We start from the raw sequence: 16597 nt of genomic DNA, 5'->3' as shown, positions 1-16597 counted from the left end.
TCCCGGCTCTTGAAAACCATCTGCGTCTGGCCACACTGCCCCCATGACTGCCAAAAAATCCCGACTGCCGCTGTTTCTCTCCCTGTTGGTCGGCCTGGTCGTATTGGCGACCATCATCGGCTATGTGATGTTGGGGACCGCGGTCAAAAAGGGCGTCAATCGCTTCGCCCCCGAGCTCACCGGCACCCCGGTGACCCTGGCCAACGCCTCCCTTTCACCGCTGACCGGCAGCGGCGAACTGACCGGATTGTTCGTGGGCAACCCCGCCGGTTGGACCGGTGACAAACTCGCCTATCTCGGGAAAATCCATGTCGACGTTGCCCCCATGAGTTTGCTCGGCGACACCATCGTCGTGCGCGACATCACGATCGAGCAACCGGAGTTCGTTTACGAAACGCGACTGGTCTCCAGCAACCTCAAGGCGCTCACCGATCACATCGAATCCGTGGTCGGTGCCGGCCCGGGCACCACTCCCGCCACCTCCTCCGGTCCCGCTAAAAAAATTGCCGTGCAGAGCTTCGTGCTGCGCGATGCCAAGGTGAGCCTGATTGCCGCGGGCACGACGTTGGAACTGCCCCTGCCCACCATCGAGTTGCACGACCTCGGCACGCCGGAAAACGGCCTCACCCCGTCGCAACTCGCCCTCGCGGTCAGCAAACAGTTGCTCCAAGACATCGCTGCAGCGACCGCCTCCGTCGTTGCCGATGGTCGGCTCAATCTCAACAACGCCTCCGACGCCGTGAACAAAGTCGGCGACACGCTCAAGGGCCTCTTCGGCGGGAAAAAAGACCCCGAGCCCAGGCCCTGAAACCGGCTGTATCAGCCCCCGGGGCGAACCACTGTGCCCCGGCGCGCATCGCCCCGCATTGACCGGCTGCGACGCCCCGCCCACCATCGCGCCATGAGTGCTGCGGTATCCGTCACCTACTATCTCGAAGTGCTTTCGTCTTGGTGCCACTGGGCGGAGCCGGCCTGGACCGAACTCAAACAACGCTACGCCGGACGCGTGGATTTCCACTGGCGCATCGCACTGATGAATCCCGCAGACTTCCCCGTCTCGGCCGCCCAATGCGACTGGTTTTATCAACGCAGCGGCGTGCACGTCGGCTCTCCTCGCAAACTCAATTCCGGCTGGTTTGAAACCGCCCGCGCCGGCCGCTACGAGGTCGCCGACTACGTCGCCGAGGCGGGCCGCGATTTCCTGGGCAACGACGACGACTCCCTTCGTCTGGCTCTCTCGCATGCCGCGATGATCGCCGGCCGCAAGATCGGCGACATCGCCGTTGCCACCGCCGTCGCCGCCGAAGCCACCGGCCTCGATGCCACCGACCTGCGCGCCGCCGCCGAATCCTCCGCGGTGCGCGCCCGCGTCGAGCTCTCGACCGCCGAATTCTTCCGCCATCAACTCAATCAGCGGCCGTCGTTCATCGTGACCAACTCCATCGGTGACAAAGTCGTGCTGTCCGGCACATGGCGTGCCGCGCCGATCGTCGCCGCGATCGATTCCCTGCTGGAGGATGCGGCCCGCTACACCAGCCACGCGGCTCATTTTGGGTCTGCTCCCGGCTCCTGACATTCTCCGGGAGACCCCCGCTGGAATCCTCCGCGGTGAATTTGACAAAAGGCATTTGAACGAACGCGCCAATGCGTTACGTTGGATAAACCTCAAGTCCGGCCCCCCACCGGTCGGATTACCCAGCAACCCATCCCAAGGTATATCCATGAATATCGCTTTACGCCTCTCCTCGAGTCTTGTCTCCAGCCGGCGTCAGCTCCTCAGCTGCGCCGCCGCTTTCGCCGTCCTCGCGCTTCCGCTATCCGCCCAGGACGAAGAGAAAAAAGAGTCCCCTTTTGTCGCGGTCCGGGCAGCCGATGCGGACACCTTTAACATCGCGGGCGGTGGATCGCTCCAACTCGGACTCAGCCGCGCTCCCGCCACCTCCAGCGGAGCCAAAATTCTCGTCGTCAACAGCGCCGGCTATGCCCTGTGGCAAGGCGACTTGAGTCGCAGCGGCGGCCAATGGACCGCCAAGCTCGACCGCGACGCCGTCGAGGCCCTGCTCATCGCCAAGGCGGTTCAAGCCGAGTTCCCCGGCGCCGCCAAAGACGGCAAGGACCTGCGCATCAGTTTCGTGCGCGACGTGTTCCAGTCCCAGCTGGGACCGACTGCTTCTCTCGTCGGCTCCGAGGCCCTGTTCTACGAAGCGCCCCAGGCCCCCGTTGCCCCGGAGGCGTTGGAGAGTGGAGCCGATGCCACGCGCATGGGGAGCTTCGCCATGGGCGCTCGCCGCTATGATGAGCAGCTCGCCGCCTATTACAGTGAACTCGTGGCCGCGCGCGCCAGCGCCCGCTCGCTCTGGACCGACTTGAAGACGGGCAACCGTCTGCCCGATTGGCCCGCGACCGTGATCGCCGCGCAAGACCGGGCCTTCGCCGCCCTCGACGCGCCCATCATGGCAGCGGAAAAACAACGCGCGACCACCCGCGCCGCCGCCGAAGCCGCCGTCAATTCGTGGAACTCGGCTCATGCCAACGCCGCCCCAGTCGAATTGAGCTTCCGCGAAAACACCGAGTAAACCCTCGCCCGGCCAAGCCTGGCTCAGCTCTCCCCAGCGACCCCGTCCGTTTGCGGACGGGGTTTTTTATGCCGCTACACCAACACCTCACGCAGGCTGCTGATCCCTTCCTCGGGCCCGATTACCAGCAACAGGTCGCCATCATGCATGCACTCGTCGGGTGAAGGACCCGTCATGCGATCATCCCCCCGTTGCACGCCGATGATGGTCACGCCGTAAGTTCCACGAATACCGGCCTCGCGCAAGGTGAGGCCACACAACGCCGACGCCGCTGTGACCATGACGCGGGAAAACTGGTGCGGCACCGCCTCCGCGGCGTCTTCCTCTCCCGCGCGACGCCGACGCAAGAGCCGGGCGGCCGACGCGAGTTGATCGCGCTCCGCCACCAAAAACAACGTGTCGTCCGGCGACAGCGGCAAATCCGGCGGCACGTCGTAATGTGTCACCCCGCTGCGCTGCACCGCCACCACCGTCGCCCCGGTTTCGCGGCGCAAATTCAGCTGCCGCAACGTCCGTCCCACCACTTCGCTCTTCGCGGGCACCGTGACTTCGGACAACTCCACCGGCCACGGATTCTGCGTCGTCATGGTCTTGATCGCATCCTGCACCGCTTCGCGCGCTCCACTGCGGGCGGCATCGGCCATCGACGACATCACCGCGACTTCCAACTGGCTCTGCAGTTTCACCGCCCAACGCCAACCCAGCACCAACAACACCGCGATGGTGAGGGCAAACACCCCCAGCGAAGTGCCCGTCGGAAAATACGGCGCGCACGCGATCAGGAACAGCGTGATGAACCCAAACAAAATCAGCGCAAACGATCCCAGCCGCAGTAGCTCCCGCGCCGGCCCGTTGGCCAGAAATGACAAGGCCGGGCGGGACAGGGCGATCTCCGACAACGCCATCGTCACCGCATCGAGACTGCGCAGAATATCCACCAGAAAGGGAATCGCCGCCAGGGCCGCCGCGCCCCACAACAAGCGCGGGGGCCACGCGGAATCGCCCAGAAACTGAGCCGCGAAGGACACCACGATCAGCAACGCGTTGAGCAGCAGAAAATCCAACCCGACCCGCAGCAACGGTCGCTTCACAAACCGCAGCAAGCTGCTCTCCCGCAACGTGAGACGCACCGCTTCGATCCAGTCGAGGTAGATCTTAAACGCGCTGTGCACCCGGCCCGGCGTGAGCCGCTGCGCCAGCGCGATGATGCGCTCGCCCTGATTCACCGCCGTAGGGGTAAACATGATACTCAATACCGCCACACCCGTGGTGACCGCCTTCAACGCCGGGTTGGTCACGCCCAGACTCAGGCCCAGTGACGCGATCACGAAACCGAACTCACCGATCTGCACCTTGGCCAGCGACGACCGCACCGCCACCGCCGGCGGCACCGCCGCGAGCACAAACCCCAACCAGCACGCGCCAAACTTGCCGACCACCATCAACGCGGTCACCAGCAGGATCGTGCCAAAGTGTTCCCAGATCGCCGCCGGCTCGATCAACGTGCCGATGGTCACGAAAAACAAGGCCGAGAAAAAGTCCTTCAACGGATTCGTGATCTGCTCGATCTCATGCGAAATCGCACATCGCGAGAAAATCGCCCCGGCCAGAAAGCTCCCCAACGCCAGCGAGAAATGCGCGCTTTCCGCCAACAGGCTCACCGCAAAAATCATCCCCACCACGAAGAGCGTGAGGGTCTCGGTGTTGCCGACTTTGTTGAGCAACTTCACCGCCAGCGGCGCCATGAGTTTGCCGACCATGAACACCGCCACCACGAAGATGCCGACAAAGAAAGTCGTCTGCCCGACCGCCGTGAAATCGAGCTGCCCCGACACCGCCACACCGGCCAGCACCACGAGGAGCACGATGGCCAGAATATCCTCCAAAATGAGCACGCCCGCCGTGATCTGCGCATAGGGCCGCGACATGTCCCCGCGCTCCCCGATCAGGTTGAAACACACCATCGACGAGCTGATCGCCAGGATGCCGCCCAGGAACAAACCCTCCACCGGATTCCAGCCCAGCCACTGGCCCACCGTCGTGCCGATCAACCCCATCAACATGGTCTGCAGCACCAGTCCCAAAATCGATGCCCCGGCCACCGGTCGCAGTTTTCCGAGATCAAACTCCAACCCGATGTAGAACATCAGGAACAACACGCCCAGTTCACTCAGCGAGGACAGATTGACCGAGTCGTGAATCGGCGTATGCGGCAATACGTAGGGGCCCAACAACAATCCCGCTGCCAGATAACCGATGATCGCCGGCTGCTTCAGCCAGCGAAACAGGATCGAGACAAACGCCGCCGTCGCCATCAACCAACCCAAGTCGTGCAGCAAGTGTGATTCTTCCATATGAAGATTTCCAGAATTCACCGCCTGAGCGCGGCGCACAAAACGAATCGAAAAAAAGATCAGTGCAGACCGACGACCAGCGCCAGCGTCACCCCAAAAGCCGCCAACAGCGCCGCCGCCGCCCAGCCCACCTCACGGTCCGGTCGCGACGCCAGCGGCAGCTTCGGTGCCCCATCGTTCGCCTGCTTCCAAACCATGTCGCCGCTTAACGCCGTAACCACCGTCACCGCACAGCCGAGGACGTTCCACCACATCCAATGCACCGGCCAGCCGCTGATCCACACGAGCATATTGGCCGCCACCCCCGCCAGCACCCCGATCAACATCGCCTTGCCCCGCGCTCGCCTCGTGAAAATACCGAGCAGAAACGTCGCCAACACCGGGCCGTAAAACGCCGACCCGATTTTGTTGATCGCTTCAATCACCGTGCGATCGATGCCCCCGGCCAAAAACGCCGCTCCGGTCACCAATACACCCCACGCCAACGTCGTGATTTTACTCCAACGCAAATGGTGCGGCGTATCGGGCTTCAACAACGGCGTGACAAAATCACGCATGGTGACCGCCGAGAGGGAGTTGAGCGCCGAGTCCACACTCGACATCGCCGCCGCCAGGATCGCCGCCAGAATGAGACCTTTGAAACCCGCCGGCACGTAGAGCAGGATGAATTGCGGCACCAGTGCGTCCAATTTGTCCGCCGGGACCGCCGCCTGCAGCTCGGGACTCAGCGCAAACACCGCGCCGATCGCGACCCCCAGCGCGACGTAAAGCAACGTCAACGGCAGTCGCAACAGACCGCCGAGCAACACCGCCTTCTGCGCCTCGCGCGGACTCGACGTCGAGAGCAGCCGCTGCACCTGACTTTGATCCGTGCCATAATACGACGCATACAGAAAAAAACCGCCCACCAGAAAAGCCCAAAACGGTGCCGTCGCACCGTCGCCGATTCCCGTGCTCCAATCCACCGCCGTCCGCCGTTCCGCACCGAGCGCTTCCCATGCCGCGCCTGCTCCGCCCACTTCCGCGCACGCCAGCCCGATCGCAAAAATCACCCCGCCCATCATCAGCGCGAGTTGCACGACATCGGACGCCACCACTGCCTTGATCCCTCCGATCGTGTCGTAAATCACCGCGACCACCCCGATCAGCAACAACGTCGACGTGAGGCTCCACTCCAACATCGGCGCGAGCACCAAGCCGGTCGCATACACCCCGATGCCCGTCGCCAAGCCGCGACTGAGCAGGAAGATGATCGCCAAGGCCTTGCCCGTCGGCGCCCCGAACCGCACCCGCAAAAACTCGAACACACTCACCAACGACAACGCCCGCAGATAAGGCACCAGAAACACCAGCAGGAACAGCATCGCGAGCGGCACCGCCAACTCGTATTGTAACCACGTCAACCCGCCGCCCGGTCGCAACGCCACAAACGCCGGGATCGAGACAAAACTGATCGCCGAACTCTGCGTCGCCACAATCGATATGCCCACCGCCCACCACGAGAGTTTGCGACCGCCGACGTAATAGTCGTGCTCGTCCTCCTGACCGCGCGCGAGCCACAGGCTCAGCCCGATCATGGCCCCAAGGTAGAGGGTTAAAATGATCCAATCGAGGCTCTGCATCACGCAGCTCGATTCAACAACACGGACATGGCGAAGGGGTTCACGCTCCCCCTCCCAGCAGACCATGTGCCGATCCACCGCTCACTCGTCCCTCAAATCTCCTCCCGTATCCGCGCCACGCCCTCCCCTTGGGTTCAACCGCGATGCCAGTGTAACCATTATGGTTACACTTTTCGCCGATCCCGGACTTGACGCGGGCGCCGACATTTGTCGTGGTCGCCCTTCCGCATGATCCTCTCCGTAACGAGTTCCGCGCTTAAATCCATCCACGCAGCAGTCGTGGTGGCATCCGCGATTGTATCCGTTACCCGCGCACCGCGAGGAGAGTAAGTGCTCAACACTTTACCCCCTCCGGTGCCAACCGGAGGGGGTTTTTTGTTTTAAAAAGCAAAGCCCAGCCGGTTCCGGGACCAGAGGAGGTTTAACCACCCAAACCATCCTCATCATGAACCAAACCACACCGCCTCCGCTGCCTCGCTCGCTGCCGCCTCTCGACGCCACCTGCGACCGGATCGTGGCCGCCCTGACCCGCCGATTGGCCCAAGCCACCCGCCATCTGGAAAGCGCGACGCCCGTCACCGATCACGATTTTCTCGTGCCGGTGCTGCATCCGGAAATGACCGAATCGCTGGCCCGCGGATCCGCCGAGGCTCAAGCCGCCTGATGGCGTTCGCTCAACTTTTGGCAGTGGCGCGCTACGGGTTCGCCTTCGCCACCAGCGCTCCATGCTCCGGCAGCGCCTCGATCATGGCGTGCACATGCTCGCGGGCGGGAGCTTCCTCGGCTCTCGCGGCGTCATCGGCAATCAATTCGCTGTCGGGACCAAAAACTTTGAAATGAGGCAGGCTGCGCAGGCTGTATTGCATCGCCACCGGCGAGTTCCAATCGATGCCCGTGGCGTCCTCCCGATCGATATCCACCATCACGACGTGGACATCCTCGCGTGAGGCCTCCAGCGCGGCGAGCGGATCGCCCAGTCGAGCGCACGGCTCACAGGGACACCCGGGGCTGAATTTGCTAAAAAAACCAAAGATCACGGTTTTGCCCGGCACCAGGTAGTCGGTCAGCTTTATCCGGGAACCATGGGAAACGCGTTCAGGCAACGGGGGCGCGGCAAACGTCACACTGACGAGGAAACAAGAGGCAACAGCAGTGGCGCGCACGAGAGTCGAGGGGGTCATGCGAGGGTATCCGACGCAAAAACCAACGCAGGCGTTCAAAGAAAACGTGTTTTAACCGGTTCGTCTCCCACTATGGCAAATCCCCTGCATCAATCTTCCCCAATCAAGGGACTTGGTCGATTCCGGACCAGTCCAAGACGCGACCGAGCGTCACACGAGGATGTTCCACGATCATTTCGCCATGACCGACGACCACCCGCTCGAAGTCCCAGGCCAGCATCGACTCGAGACTCGCCTTTAAGGCCGCACGATCTCTGACCAACATCCGAATCAGTCGGCTCGTGGCTGGAAACGAGGTGATACCCGAAACCCAGCGCAAAAAGAACGGGATGCGTTCTCCATCCGGGATGCTCAGGTTGAACACCAAGTCGCTGAGAATCAGCGTGCGGGACGGGCCGTGATAGACGGCGTGCTCGTCCAAGAGTGGAATGCCACCGATGCGCTGAACTTCGATTTCACCTTTCCACCCCGCCGGCAATTCCCCCGACCAAGGTGAAGCCGGTGCCAATGCGTCCCGCGTCAGCGGAAATTTCGGAGGAATCACATAGGTCGCCTCCGGAAACAATTTTCGCAGGCGCTGCGCAAACGTGTCGTGCGCCCGCGAGCATTCCAGCAACCATCGGGGCTCGCCGATTTCTCGTAACGCCCGCGCGTCCGCCGTCGAAAAAGGCGCCGCCGAATGCACCACCAGTCCGCCGTCGCTCAATTGCATCACCGTGGTGCGTTTGCCCAGGGGAGCGCCGAAGACCTTGAGGTCGAACCGGCCGCACCAGATCCGCTCACCGATGGGTTCAAATTTGTTCGGCATCGTTTTCCTCCAGGTTCATCTCCAAAAATACATCCGCCCGCGCATAGCCGTGCAGCGATGACTGCATCCGTGCCGGCTTGAATCCGGTTTTCCGATACAACGCATTCGCCGCCACCAGCGCCGAGTTTGTTTCCAGGCGCAGCCAGCGCACACCGCGCGTTCGCGCCACGGCCATGATCGCGACCATCAACCGCCGACCAATACCGTGGCCCTGCCACGCCTCGCTCACCCCCATTTTGACCACTTCGAAAGTTTCATCATCCCACCGCTGCAAGGCAACCGTGCCCACCACTTCCCCTTCCGCCCGGGCAAACAGCACGGCGCCGCCTTCACTCACGATCCGCTCCGGATGATCCAGCTCCGCCAGATCGGCCGGTTCCATCACAAACAACTTTTCAATCCACGCCCGGTTCAACCGCGCAAAATGCGACGCCAGTTCCGGCGTAAAATCGATGATCTCAATCTTCATTGTCGCAGGGTTTGATCATACATCCGCGTCCGGCATCCGCATCCATCGCTGCCATCCTACAATTTGTCGCCGCAGTATTTGCAGAACCGCGCATCATCCGCGTGATTGCCGGCCCCGCAGGCCGGACATGCCTGGGTGTTGGTGGATTTTTTAAAGGCATCGGACATCGCCACCGTAACAATGCCGGTCGGCACGGCAATGACCCCGTAGCCCAGGATCATCACAATTGAAGCCACAAACTGCCCCAACACCGTGTGCGGCGCGATGTCCCCGTAACCGACCGTCGTCATCGTCACGATCGCCCAATAAATCGACCGCGGGATGCTGGTGAAGCCGTTCTCCTCGCCTTCGATCAAATACATCATCGCCCCCGCGATCAGCACACACGTCAGCACCACCCCCAGAAACACCGTGATTTTGCGCGAACTTGCCAGCAACGCCGCTTTCAGCAACCGCGCCTCCCCGATGTATTGGGTAAGTTTCAGGATCCGAAAAATCCGCAGCAACCGAAACGCCCGCACCACCAGCAACGACTGCGTGCCCGCAAACACCAGGCTCAGATACGTGGGCAGCAACGCCATCAAATCGATCACGCCATAAAAACTCCAAACGTAGCGCCAAGGTCGCCGCACCGCGAACAACCGCACCGCGTATTCAACCGTGAACATGATCGTGATCACCCACTCCAACACATGCAGCTCCTCGCCATACGCCTCGCGAATCGAACGCACGCTCTCGAGACACACGGCGAGAACGCTCGCCACGATCGCCGCCATGACAATCAGGTCGAACCAACGACCCACCGTCGTATCCGCTTCGAAGATCACTTCGTGCAGCATTTCCTTCAGCGGCGAAGTTTCAGCAGGAGGCTTGGGCTCGGACATGGCCGCACGTTGACCCGCCGCCGGAAACTCCGCAACTACCCGATGCGATCGATCGTCAACGTGTGACACCGGCCGCCTTTCCCTCTTCGCCATTCCGTTTTCACTCTCCGCGCCTTGTCCGCCACCGTCACTCCCGTCTCCCGTCTGCAAACGCACTTCTTCGCCGTCTTCGCGGTGTTTGGGTGCGTCACCCCGTTCATCCCCATCTACCTGCGCGACGTCAAAGGACTGAACCCGGCGGAAATTGGCTACATCTTCGCCACCGCCCAATCGGGGGTGCTCATCATGCCGATCGTGATGACGTTTATCGCCGACCGCTACCGCATCGTGCGCGCGCTGCTGCTGACGCTGTTTGCCTTTAACATCATCGGCATGGGCATGCTGGCCACGACGGTCGGCTTCTGGGCGTGCCTCATCTGGGTCGCGCTCAACCGACTCGCCACGCAACCGCAGGTCGCTCTCGGCGACGGTCTCTACTTCACCCTGCAAAACGATCCCGCCCAGCCCCGTGCCACCTTCTCGCAAGTGCGCGTCTGGGGCACCATCGGCTTCATCGTGCCCAGCGCGATCATGTTCACCATCTACGAACTCGGCGGCGGCGTGCAGTGGATGCCGGCCGTGACCGCCGCGATGGCGATTATCGGCGTGATCAATTCCACCGGCATGCCGCGGCGCACCGCCGCCACCAAAACCCCGCCCAAGGTGCCCACCCTCGAAGCCGCCCGCGTGCTGCTGCGCCCCACCGTCGCCTTGTTCGTCGTGGGCTGCGGATTCGTCGTATTCACGAACATGGCATTCTACAGTTTTTACCCGCTCTACCTCACCCAAGAGGTCGGGATCAGCGAACGCTGGATCGGGGTCATCTCCAGCTTCGGCGTCGGGTTGGAAATTCTCTACATGCTCTCGCTCGAACGCATGCGCGCCCGCATCGGACTCGGCGGCATCCTGCTGGTGGGCGGCCTCGCCAGCCTCTTCCGGCTAGCCTGCCTCGGCTGGTTGCCCACGCCCTTCTTCGCCGTGTTCTTCCAAGTCTTCCACGGCATGACCGTGCTCGGCTTCATGGTCGTGCCCGTGATGTATCTCAACGAGGTCGCCGCGGAAGGATTCCGCAATTCCATCCAAGGCCTCTACGTCATGATCGTGGCCGGTCTGTTCTCGATCGCGGGCAACATTGCCGCCGGGCAACTCGCCGAGATCGGGCTGCTCACGCTCTACCGCGTCGCCTTCATTGTCTGCGCCTTCGGCCTCGCGCTCATCGCCGCCAGCTTCCGACTGCGACGACGACAAGCGACAGCGTAAGTCGCCCTCAACCACCGAGACGAAATCGCACGCCAGCCCGCTCCTACCCAGCAATGCGTCAGCCGTAGGAGCGGGCTGGCGCGCGATTCCCAACCCGGCATTCCACCCCCCGGAACCTCCGCCGCCCGACGCCCAACGCCCACCCGCCAGTGTAACCATTATGGTTACACTTTTGTCCGCGGACCACTTCCGCCGTCGCCACGCCGGTATATTTTCTTGCCGTCCCATCTGTTCTACTACTACTAGAACAGTTGATGCTGCCTTTTACCGTTGAGATCAAGCCGGGGCTACCGATCGCCGAGCAGGTGATTCATGCGGTGAAAAAGGCGGTGCTGACCGGGCAACTGAAGGCCGGAGACCCGTTTGTCTCCGTGCGGCAACTCAGCACTGCCCTCCGCATCAACCCCAACACTGCGCACAAAATCGTCGGCGCCCTCAAGGCCGAAGGCGTGCTCATCACCACCCCCGCCGTGGGCACGACTGTCGGCACTCCCCCCGCTGGCAGTCGCGCCGACAAAGCAGCCGTGCTCGGTCCCGATCTCGAACACCTCGTGGTCGAGGCACGTCGCCTCGGCCTCAAACTCACCGACGTCCAAAAAGCCCTGCTCACGCACTGGGAACGGCTCGGCGGCGACGCCTCTGCATAGACCACCCCACTTCCATGAACGCGATCGAAACCACCGGACTCACCCGCCGCTTCTGGCGTCACACCGCCGTCGACCACATCGATCTGACCGTGCCCACCGGCACCGTAAACGTCCTCATCGGAGCCAACGGGGCCGGAAAAACGACGTTGCTGAAAACGATGCTCAATCTCCTGCCGCCATCCGCTGGTCACGCCCGCGTCTTGGGCACCGACAGTCGGCGACTGGCGCCCGCCGAGCTTCGGCGTATCGGCTACGTCTCGGAAAATCAAAAACCACCCGACCATCTCACCGTCGCCGGTCTCATGGCCTACTGGCGTCCGCTCTATCCCCAGTGGGACCGCACGCTGGAGGCAAAGTTGCTGCGCAACTTCGACCTGCCGCTCGATCGCAAGCTCGGACAACTCTCCCGCGGCATGGCCATGAAAGCCGCACTCGCGAGCGTATTGGCCTATCGTCCGGAACTGCTGGTTTTGGATGAGCCCTTCAGCGGGCTCGACCCCTTGACGCGCGATCAACTCGTCGAAGGCATGCTTGATCTCGTATCGCGGGAAGGCTGCACCGTGCTGGTTTCATCGCACGAGATTGCCGAAGTCGAAACCTTGGCTGATCGCTTGATTCTCCTCGACCACGGCCACCTGAAGCTAACCGAAACCGCCGACGCCCTGCGCGCACGTTTCCGCCAGGTCGAGGTATCCGGCACCTCCGTTTCCGTGCCAGCTCGGGTCTGGCAAATGAAACGAGAAGGGACTTTTACGCGCTACATCGACCCACAGTTCGATCTGCACACCACGCCCGCGGGAGCCAGAGTAACCCCACTGCCGTTGCGTGAAATCTTCATCGCCCTCCTCCGCCAACATTCAACCACACGGCCAACCGGTGCCATTGCATCATGACCTCGTTCATAACCGCTTTTCGTCAGGATTTTCTCGCGATCCGCTGGGCACTTGGATCTTGGGTGATCGGTTTGGTCGTGCTGCAACAACTCACGAATCAGTCTGCGGCGGAGAGCCGTCTCGGCACTTATGCGATTGTTTTCACACTTTTCACATTGGTCGTGTCAGGATTCACAATTTTCACCCGCATCGTATTCAATCACCCGCCCGTCGACGATCGAGGGGCATGGCGCACTCGCCCTTTCAAGGGGTCCTTCATAGGTATCGAGAAATTGGTGACATGTTCTGTCGCGATCTTAGGGCCATTGCTGTGGTTCGGTTGGAGCTCTCGTTTGAACGGGTTCCACTCGAGACTGTTCAATTTTTCCGCTGATACGTTTACTTCACCCCATCTGCTGGTGCCCGCGATGATCATCGCACTCTATGTCGCGAGTTTGTGCCGCTCCACTAAAACATTGGCCATCACGGGCATGGCTTTGGGGAGCCTGGTGGTTGTGGGCGGGTATCTCCATCATTGGGTTCTGCTACGCCTGGCGTTGCTCACCTACAGCGCAACGGGACTGTGGCTCGCCAAGGTCATTCTATGCGTGGGGCTGGGCACACTGATGATCCGGCAATACGTTCGTCAGAACACGACGGTGCATGCTTTCGCCGGAGTGGCGGTGCTGCTCGCCGTGGGTCTCGTCAGTCTGGCGATGCCGAATCCCCACCGAACCATTCCCGTTCTCTTTGCATCCGGGGAGTCGGTCCAAGTCGAGTCCGTGACCGTATTTCCAGCCGATCAATCTCCGCCCGCACACCCTTTCGCGGCGCAGGACGCCTATTGGCGCGAACAAGGCCACCCGCCACGAATCGCAACTCCGATGATCGCAAGGGTGCGACTGGACGGATTCGACCCAGGACACCTCTGGCGCTTGCATTCGTGGAATTTCAACTCGAGTGGCCGCGGGCACCGATATTGGCCCCCGAGTCTCGTCGGAGCGGGGCTGTTTCCACTTTCAACGGTGGCGAACCAAATTGGTTTGCAGGGCTATAGATTCCAGGAAGGCGAAAACACCAGCATGAACATCGTCTTTGAACGCTTGAGCCATGACGACGCCCCCTCCGTCCCGCCACCTGCCCGTGTATTTCACTTTAGCGTGCAGCGCCTGAAGCTTCGCCGCGTGGGCGAGGCTCCATTGCACGTCGACCGCTCATCGCTCCATGCCACCAATACCGGGCTGGAAATCCTGCAAATCGATCCCGATCAAGGTTGGTTCGTTGCTCGATTCAGTAATCCCGATTTCGAAAACCGGAGGATCACCTTGGGCTGGGACCGCGCAACTGAGCCGTTGCTCGTGGCCGTCAATGACGCCACCCAGGACGCCACCATCGTGCGCCCGCTTCCGCCCACGATGGCCGAACTTCGCGCACGCACCCCCGATTCCCCTCAACGTTTCACCCTGCCAAACCTCCCCGGCGACATCCGCATCATTGCCATCATTGGCGACGTCACCGGTGCGCTCTACCTGCCAAGTTCGGTGGCAAAACCCTCCGACTAACGCTGCATGCGATTGGACGCGCGAACGATTCTGCGCAGGCTGCCGGTATGCAACTGACCGGGATTCATCACTTGACCGCCGTGACGGCGAATGCGGCCGCCAACCACGCGTTTTATACGCAGGTGCTCGGACTGCGACTGGTTAAGAAAACCGTCAACCAGGACGACGTTTCGGCCTACCATTTGTTCTATGCCGATGGAGTCGCTTCGCCAGGCTCGGACCTGACGTTCTTCGACTGGCCGGTCGGTCCCGAACGTCGCGGCGCGCACAGTGTCTCGCACACCGGGTTGCGCGTCGGCTCGACTGCATCACTCGCCTGGTGGAAGTCCCACCTCGATTCGCAGGACCTAACCGTCGGCGAGGTGCACGAGCGCGACGGCCGCACGACGCTCGATTTTGAAGACCCGGAAGGCCAACGCTTCGCGCTCGTCGTCGATGACGGCGGCGCACCCGATCATCCGTGGGAAAAAAGTCCCGTGCCGACCGCTCACCAAATTCGCGGCCTTGGTCCCATCACCTTGTGCGTGCCGACCCTGGAGCGCAGCTTGCCGGTGCTGACCACGGTCATGGGGCTGCGGGAAGAGCGCACGTATGCGATTCCCGGCATGGGCGAGGACGCCGCGCCGATCACGGTGCATGTGTTCGCCATGGGCGCCGGCGGTCCCGCCGCCGAACTGCATGTGGCCGTCGATCCCAGCGCCCCCACGCATCGCCAAGGCGCGGGCGGCGTGCACCACGTCGCCTTCCGCACGCCCAACTTCGACGAGTATGCGAACTGGCATAAAAAGCTCGTCGACTCCGGCTACCCCAACAGCGGGCCGATCGATCGGTTTTATTTTCGCAGTCTCTACTTCCGTGAGCCCAACGGCATCCTTTTCGAGATCGCCACCGACGGTCCCGGCTTCGCCGCCGACGAACCGATGGAGACCCTCGGTGAATCACTCGCCCTGCCGCCGTTTCTTGAAAAGCGGCGCGCCGAAATCGAAGCCGAACTCAAGCCTCTGTAGCGCGACCGCCGGTGGCGCTAAATCGCGGCCCCGGCAACGGTCGCGCTTTCCTCGTCGCCCAGGCAGGTGGCGACGAGCCGGGCGGTTTTGATCCAATCGTGATCCCGCGGCACCGTGCGCTTGATGCCGGCCACTTTGCCCAGTGGCACCGGCACGCAGTCAGTGCCTTTGACCCCGACCATCACGTTGTATTTCCGGTGCGCGAGCAGGTGTCCCGCCATCGTGCCCAAACGGGTGCACAACAACCGGTCGAAAGCGGACGGCGGACCACCGCGCTGGACATGTCCGAGCGAGGTCACGCGCGCTTCGACCCCGGTGCGTTGCTGAATCTCGCGTGCCACCCGACTCGCGGTGGCTTCCTGCACGAGATGCACCCCATCGACCGCCTGGTGCACCACTTCCTTGTCTTTGTCCCGCCGCTTGCGCGGCACGCTGCTCGCAGCGGCGGCCACTTCCTGCACCGAGCGAATGCCCTCCGCCACCGCGATGATGGAAAATCGTTTCCCGCTGTGCTGCCGCACCAAGAGGCTCCTCGCCACCGCATCGAGGTTATAGGGAATCTCGGGGATGAGAATCACGTCCGCGCCGCCGGCGATACCCGCGCCCAAACACAGCCAACCGGCATCGTGTCCCATAATTTCACATACAATAATACGGTGGTGGCTGGTCGCCGTGGTGTGCAGGCGATCGATCGCCTCCGTCGCGATCCCCATGGCGGAGTCGAAGCCAAACGTGATGTCCGTTTCCGCCACGTCATTGTCGATCGTCTTGGGCAACACCATGACATTGATCCCGCCCTGCTGGTGCAGCCGGTAGGCGTTCTTGGCGGTGCCGTTGCCGCCCAGACAGACCAGACAGTCAAGGTTGAGCGCATGGTAATTGTCCACCGTCACCTGCGTCATGTTCATGACCTTGTTGCCCATCGGCATCTTGTGCGGTTTGTCCCGACTACTGCCGAGCAAGGTGCCGCCCTGCGTGAGGATTCCGCTCACCATGCGGTTATCAAGTTCGACGAATCGATTTTCCACGAGACCGCGGAATCCGTCCTGAATGCCGATCACGCGCAACCCATAGTGCATCGCCGCCTTGGCCACCCCTCTAATGACCGCATTGAGCCCGGGGCAATCCCCTCCGGCGGTGAGAATACCAATCGTGCCTGGTCGTTCGTTGGCCATGAATGAAAGTGTAGGTCGTTCCCAGGGTTTCGGCGAGCCTCCGGTCGCTCCGAAAGCAACAATTTTCTCCGCCATCATTTGCGCGACCCCTCGCGACCGTTCACTCAATAATTATCGTTTTTCAATAATTTCGGATTGACC

At 61.9% G+C, this 16597-nt stretch carries 16 protein-coding genes; 9 read left to right on the top strand and 7 right to left on the bottom strand.

Annotated elements, in window-relative coordinates; genetic code table 11:
* Positions 1–43 precede the first annotated feature (43 nt).
* The 3 genes from PXH66_RS20920 (at position 44) to PXH66_RS20910 (ending at position 2576) form a co-directional block, all read left to right on the top strand.
* The gene (locus tag PXH66_RS20920; RefSeq protein ID WP_330931918.1) at positions 44–808 is read left to right on the top strand and encodes an AsmA family protein; all 765 of its coding nucleotides are present in this window, start codon (positions 44–46) and stop codon (positions 806–808) included.
* A 93-nt stretch (positions 809–901) separates the two neighbouring features.
* Positions 902–1573: a disulfide bond formation protein DsbA gene (locus PXH66_RS20915; RefSeq protein ID WP_330931919.1), complete on the top strand. Its 672-nt coding sequence runs from the start codon at positions 902–904 to the stop codon at positions 1571–1573.
* 148 nt (positions 1574–1721) lie between these two features.
* Positions 1722–2576: a hypothetical protein gene (locus PXH66_RS20910; RefSeq protein WP_330931920.1), complete on the top strand. Its 855-nt coding sequence runs from the start codon at positions 1722–1724 to the stop codon at positions 2574–2576.
* Between the two features lie 74 nt (positions 2577–2650).
* Here the strand turns inward: PXH66_RS20910 and PXH66_RS20905 are convergent, their stop codons facing one another.
* Positions 2651–4930, bottom strand: a complete 2280-nt coding sequence (locus PXH66_RS20905; protein ID WP_330931921.1) for a monovalent cation:proton antiporter family protein — start codon at positions 4928–4930, stop codon at positions 2651–2653.
* Between the two features lie 59 nt (positions 4931–4989).
* On the bottom strand, positions 4990–6552 hold the full coding sequence (locus PXH66_RS20900) for a sodium:solute symporter family transporter (RefSeq protein ID WP_330931923.1): 1563 nt from the start codon (positions 6550–6552) through the stop codon (positions 4990–4992).
* Between the two features lie 445 nt (positions 6553–6997).
* On the opposite strand from PXH66_RS20900, the gene PXH66_RS20895 reads away from it, so the two are divergent.
* Positions 6998–7216: a hypothetical protein gene (locus PXH66_RS20895; protein WP_330931924.1), complete on the top strand. Its 219-nt coding sequence runs from the start codon at positions 6998–7000 to the stop codon at positions 7214–7216.
* Between the two features lie 31 nt (positions 7217–7247).
* Here the strand turns inward: PXH66_RS20895 and PXH66_RS20890 are convergent, their stop codons facing one another.
* The 4 genes from PXH66_RS20890 to PXH66_RS20875 form a co-directional block, all read right to left on the bottom strand.
* A complete protein-coding gene (locus PXH66_RS20890) occupies positions 7248–7733 on the bottom strand; it encodes a thioredoxin family protein (RefSeq protein ID WP_330931925.1) in 486 nt (161 codons plus the stop codon).
* A 103-nt stretch (positions 7734–7836) separates the two neighbouring features.
* On the bottom strand, positions 7837–8541 hold the full coding sequence (locus tag PXH66_RS20885) for a hypothetical protein (protein WP_330931926.1): 705 nt from the start codon (positions 8539–8541) through the stop codon (positions 7837–7839).
* Positions 8525–9010: a GNAT family N-acetyltransferase gene (locus PXH66_RS20880; RefSeq protein WP_330931927.1), complete on the bottom strand. Its 486-nt coding sequence runs from the start codon at positions 9008–9010 to the stop codon at positions 8525–8527. The genes PXH66_RS20885 and PXH66_RS20880 overlap by 17 nt, the downstream gene beginning before the upstream one ends.
* A 56-nt stretch (positions 9011–9066) precedes the next feature.
* On the bottom strand, positions 9067–9894 hold the full coding sequence (locus PXH66_RS20875) for an ion transporter (RefSeq protein ID WP_330931928.1): 828 nt from the start codon (positions 9892–9894) through the stop codon (positions 9067–9069).
* 114 nt (positions 9895–10008) lie between these two features.
* Here PXH66_RS20875 and PXH66_RS20870 point away from each other — a divergent pair, with 114 nt between their 5' ends.
* The 5 genes from PXH66_RS20870 (at position 10009) to PXH66_RS20850 (ending at position 15281) form a co-directional block, all read left to right on the top strand.
* Positions 10009–11193 (top strand): MFS transporter, encoded by a 1185-nt coding sequence (locus PXH66_RS20870; RefSeq protein WP_330931929.1) that lies wholly within the window; start codon positions 10009–10011, stop codon positions 11191–11193.
* 254 nt (positions 11194–11447) lie between these two features.
* Positions 11448–11840 carry a GntR family transcriptional regulator gene (locus PXH66_RS20865; protein WP_330931930.1) on the top strand — a complete coding sequence of 131 codons (393 nt, stop codon included), beginning with the start codon at positions 11448–11450 and terminating at the stop codon, positions 11838–11840.
* A gap of 14 nt (positions 11841–11854) precedes the next feature.
* Positions 11855–12733, top strand: a complete 879-nt coding sequence (locus tag PXH66_RS20860; RefSeq protein ID WP_330931931.1) for an ABC transporter ATP-binding protein — start codon at positions 11855–11857, stop codon at positions 12731–12733.
* Positions 12730–14274 (top strand): hypothetical protein, encoded by a 1545-nt coding sequence (locus PXH66_RS20855; RefSeq protein WP_330932138.1) that lies wholly within the window; start codon positions 12730–12732, stop codon positions 14272–14274. The genes PXH66_RS20860 and PXH66_RS20855 overlap by 4 nt, the downstream gene beginning before the upstream one ends.
* A 47-nt stretch (positions 14275–14321) precedes the next feature.
* Positions 14322–15281: a ring-cleaving dioxygenase gene (locus PXH66_RS20850; protein ID WP_330931933.1), complete on the top strand. Its 960-nt coding sequence runs from the start codon at positions 14322–14324 to the stop codon at positions 15279–15281.
* Between the two features lie 17 nt (positions 15282–15298).
* Here PXH66_RS20850 and PXH66_RS20845 read toward each other — a convergent pair whose 3' ends face one another.
* A complete protein-coding gene (locus PXH66_RS20845; protein WP_330931934.1) occupies positions 15299–16456 on the bottom strand; it encodes a 6-phosphofructokinase in 1158 nt (385 codons plus the stop codon).
* Positions 16457–16597 lie beyond the last annotated feature (141 nt).

The sequence above is a fragment of the Synoicihabitans lomoniglobus genome (genome assembly GCF_029023725.1).
Lineage (GTDB): Bacteria > Verrucomicrobiota > Verrucomicrobiia > Opitutales > Opitutaceae > Actomonas > Actomonas lomonigloba.
This window is presented reverse-complemented; position numbering and strand designations above follow the sequence as displayed.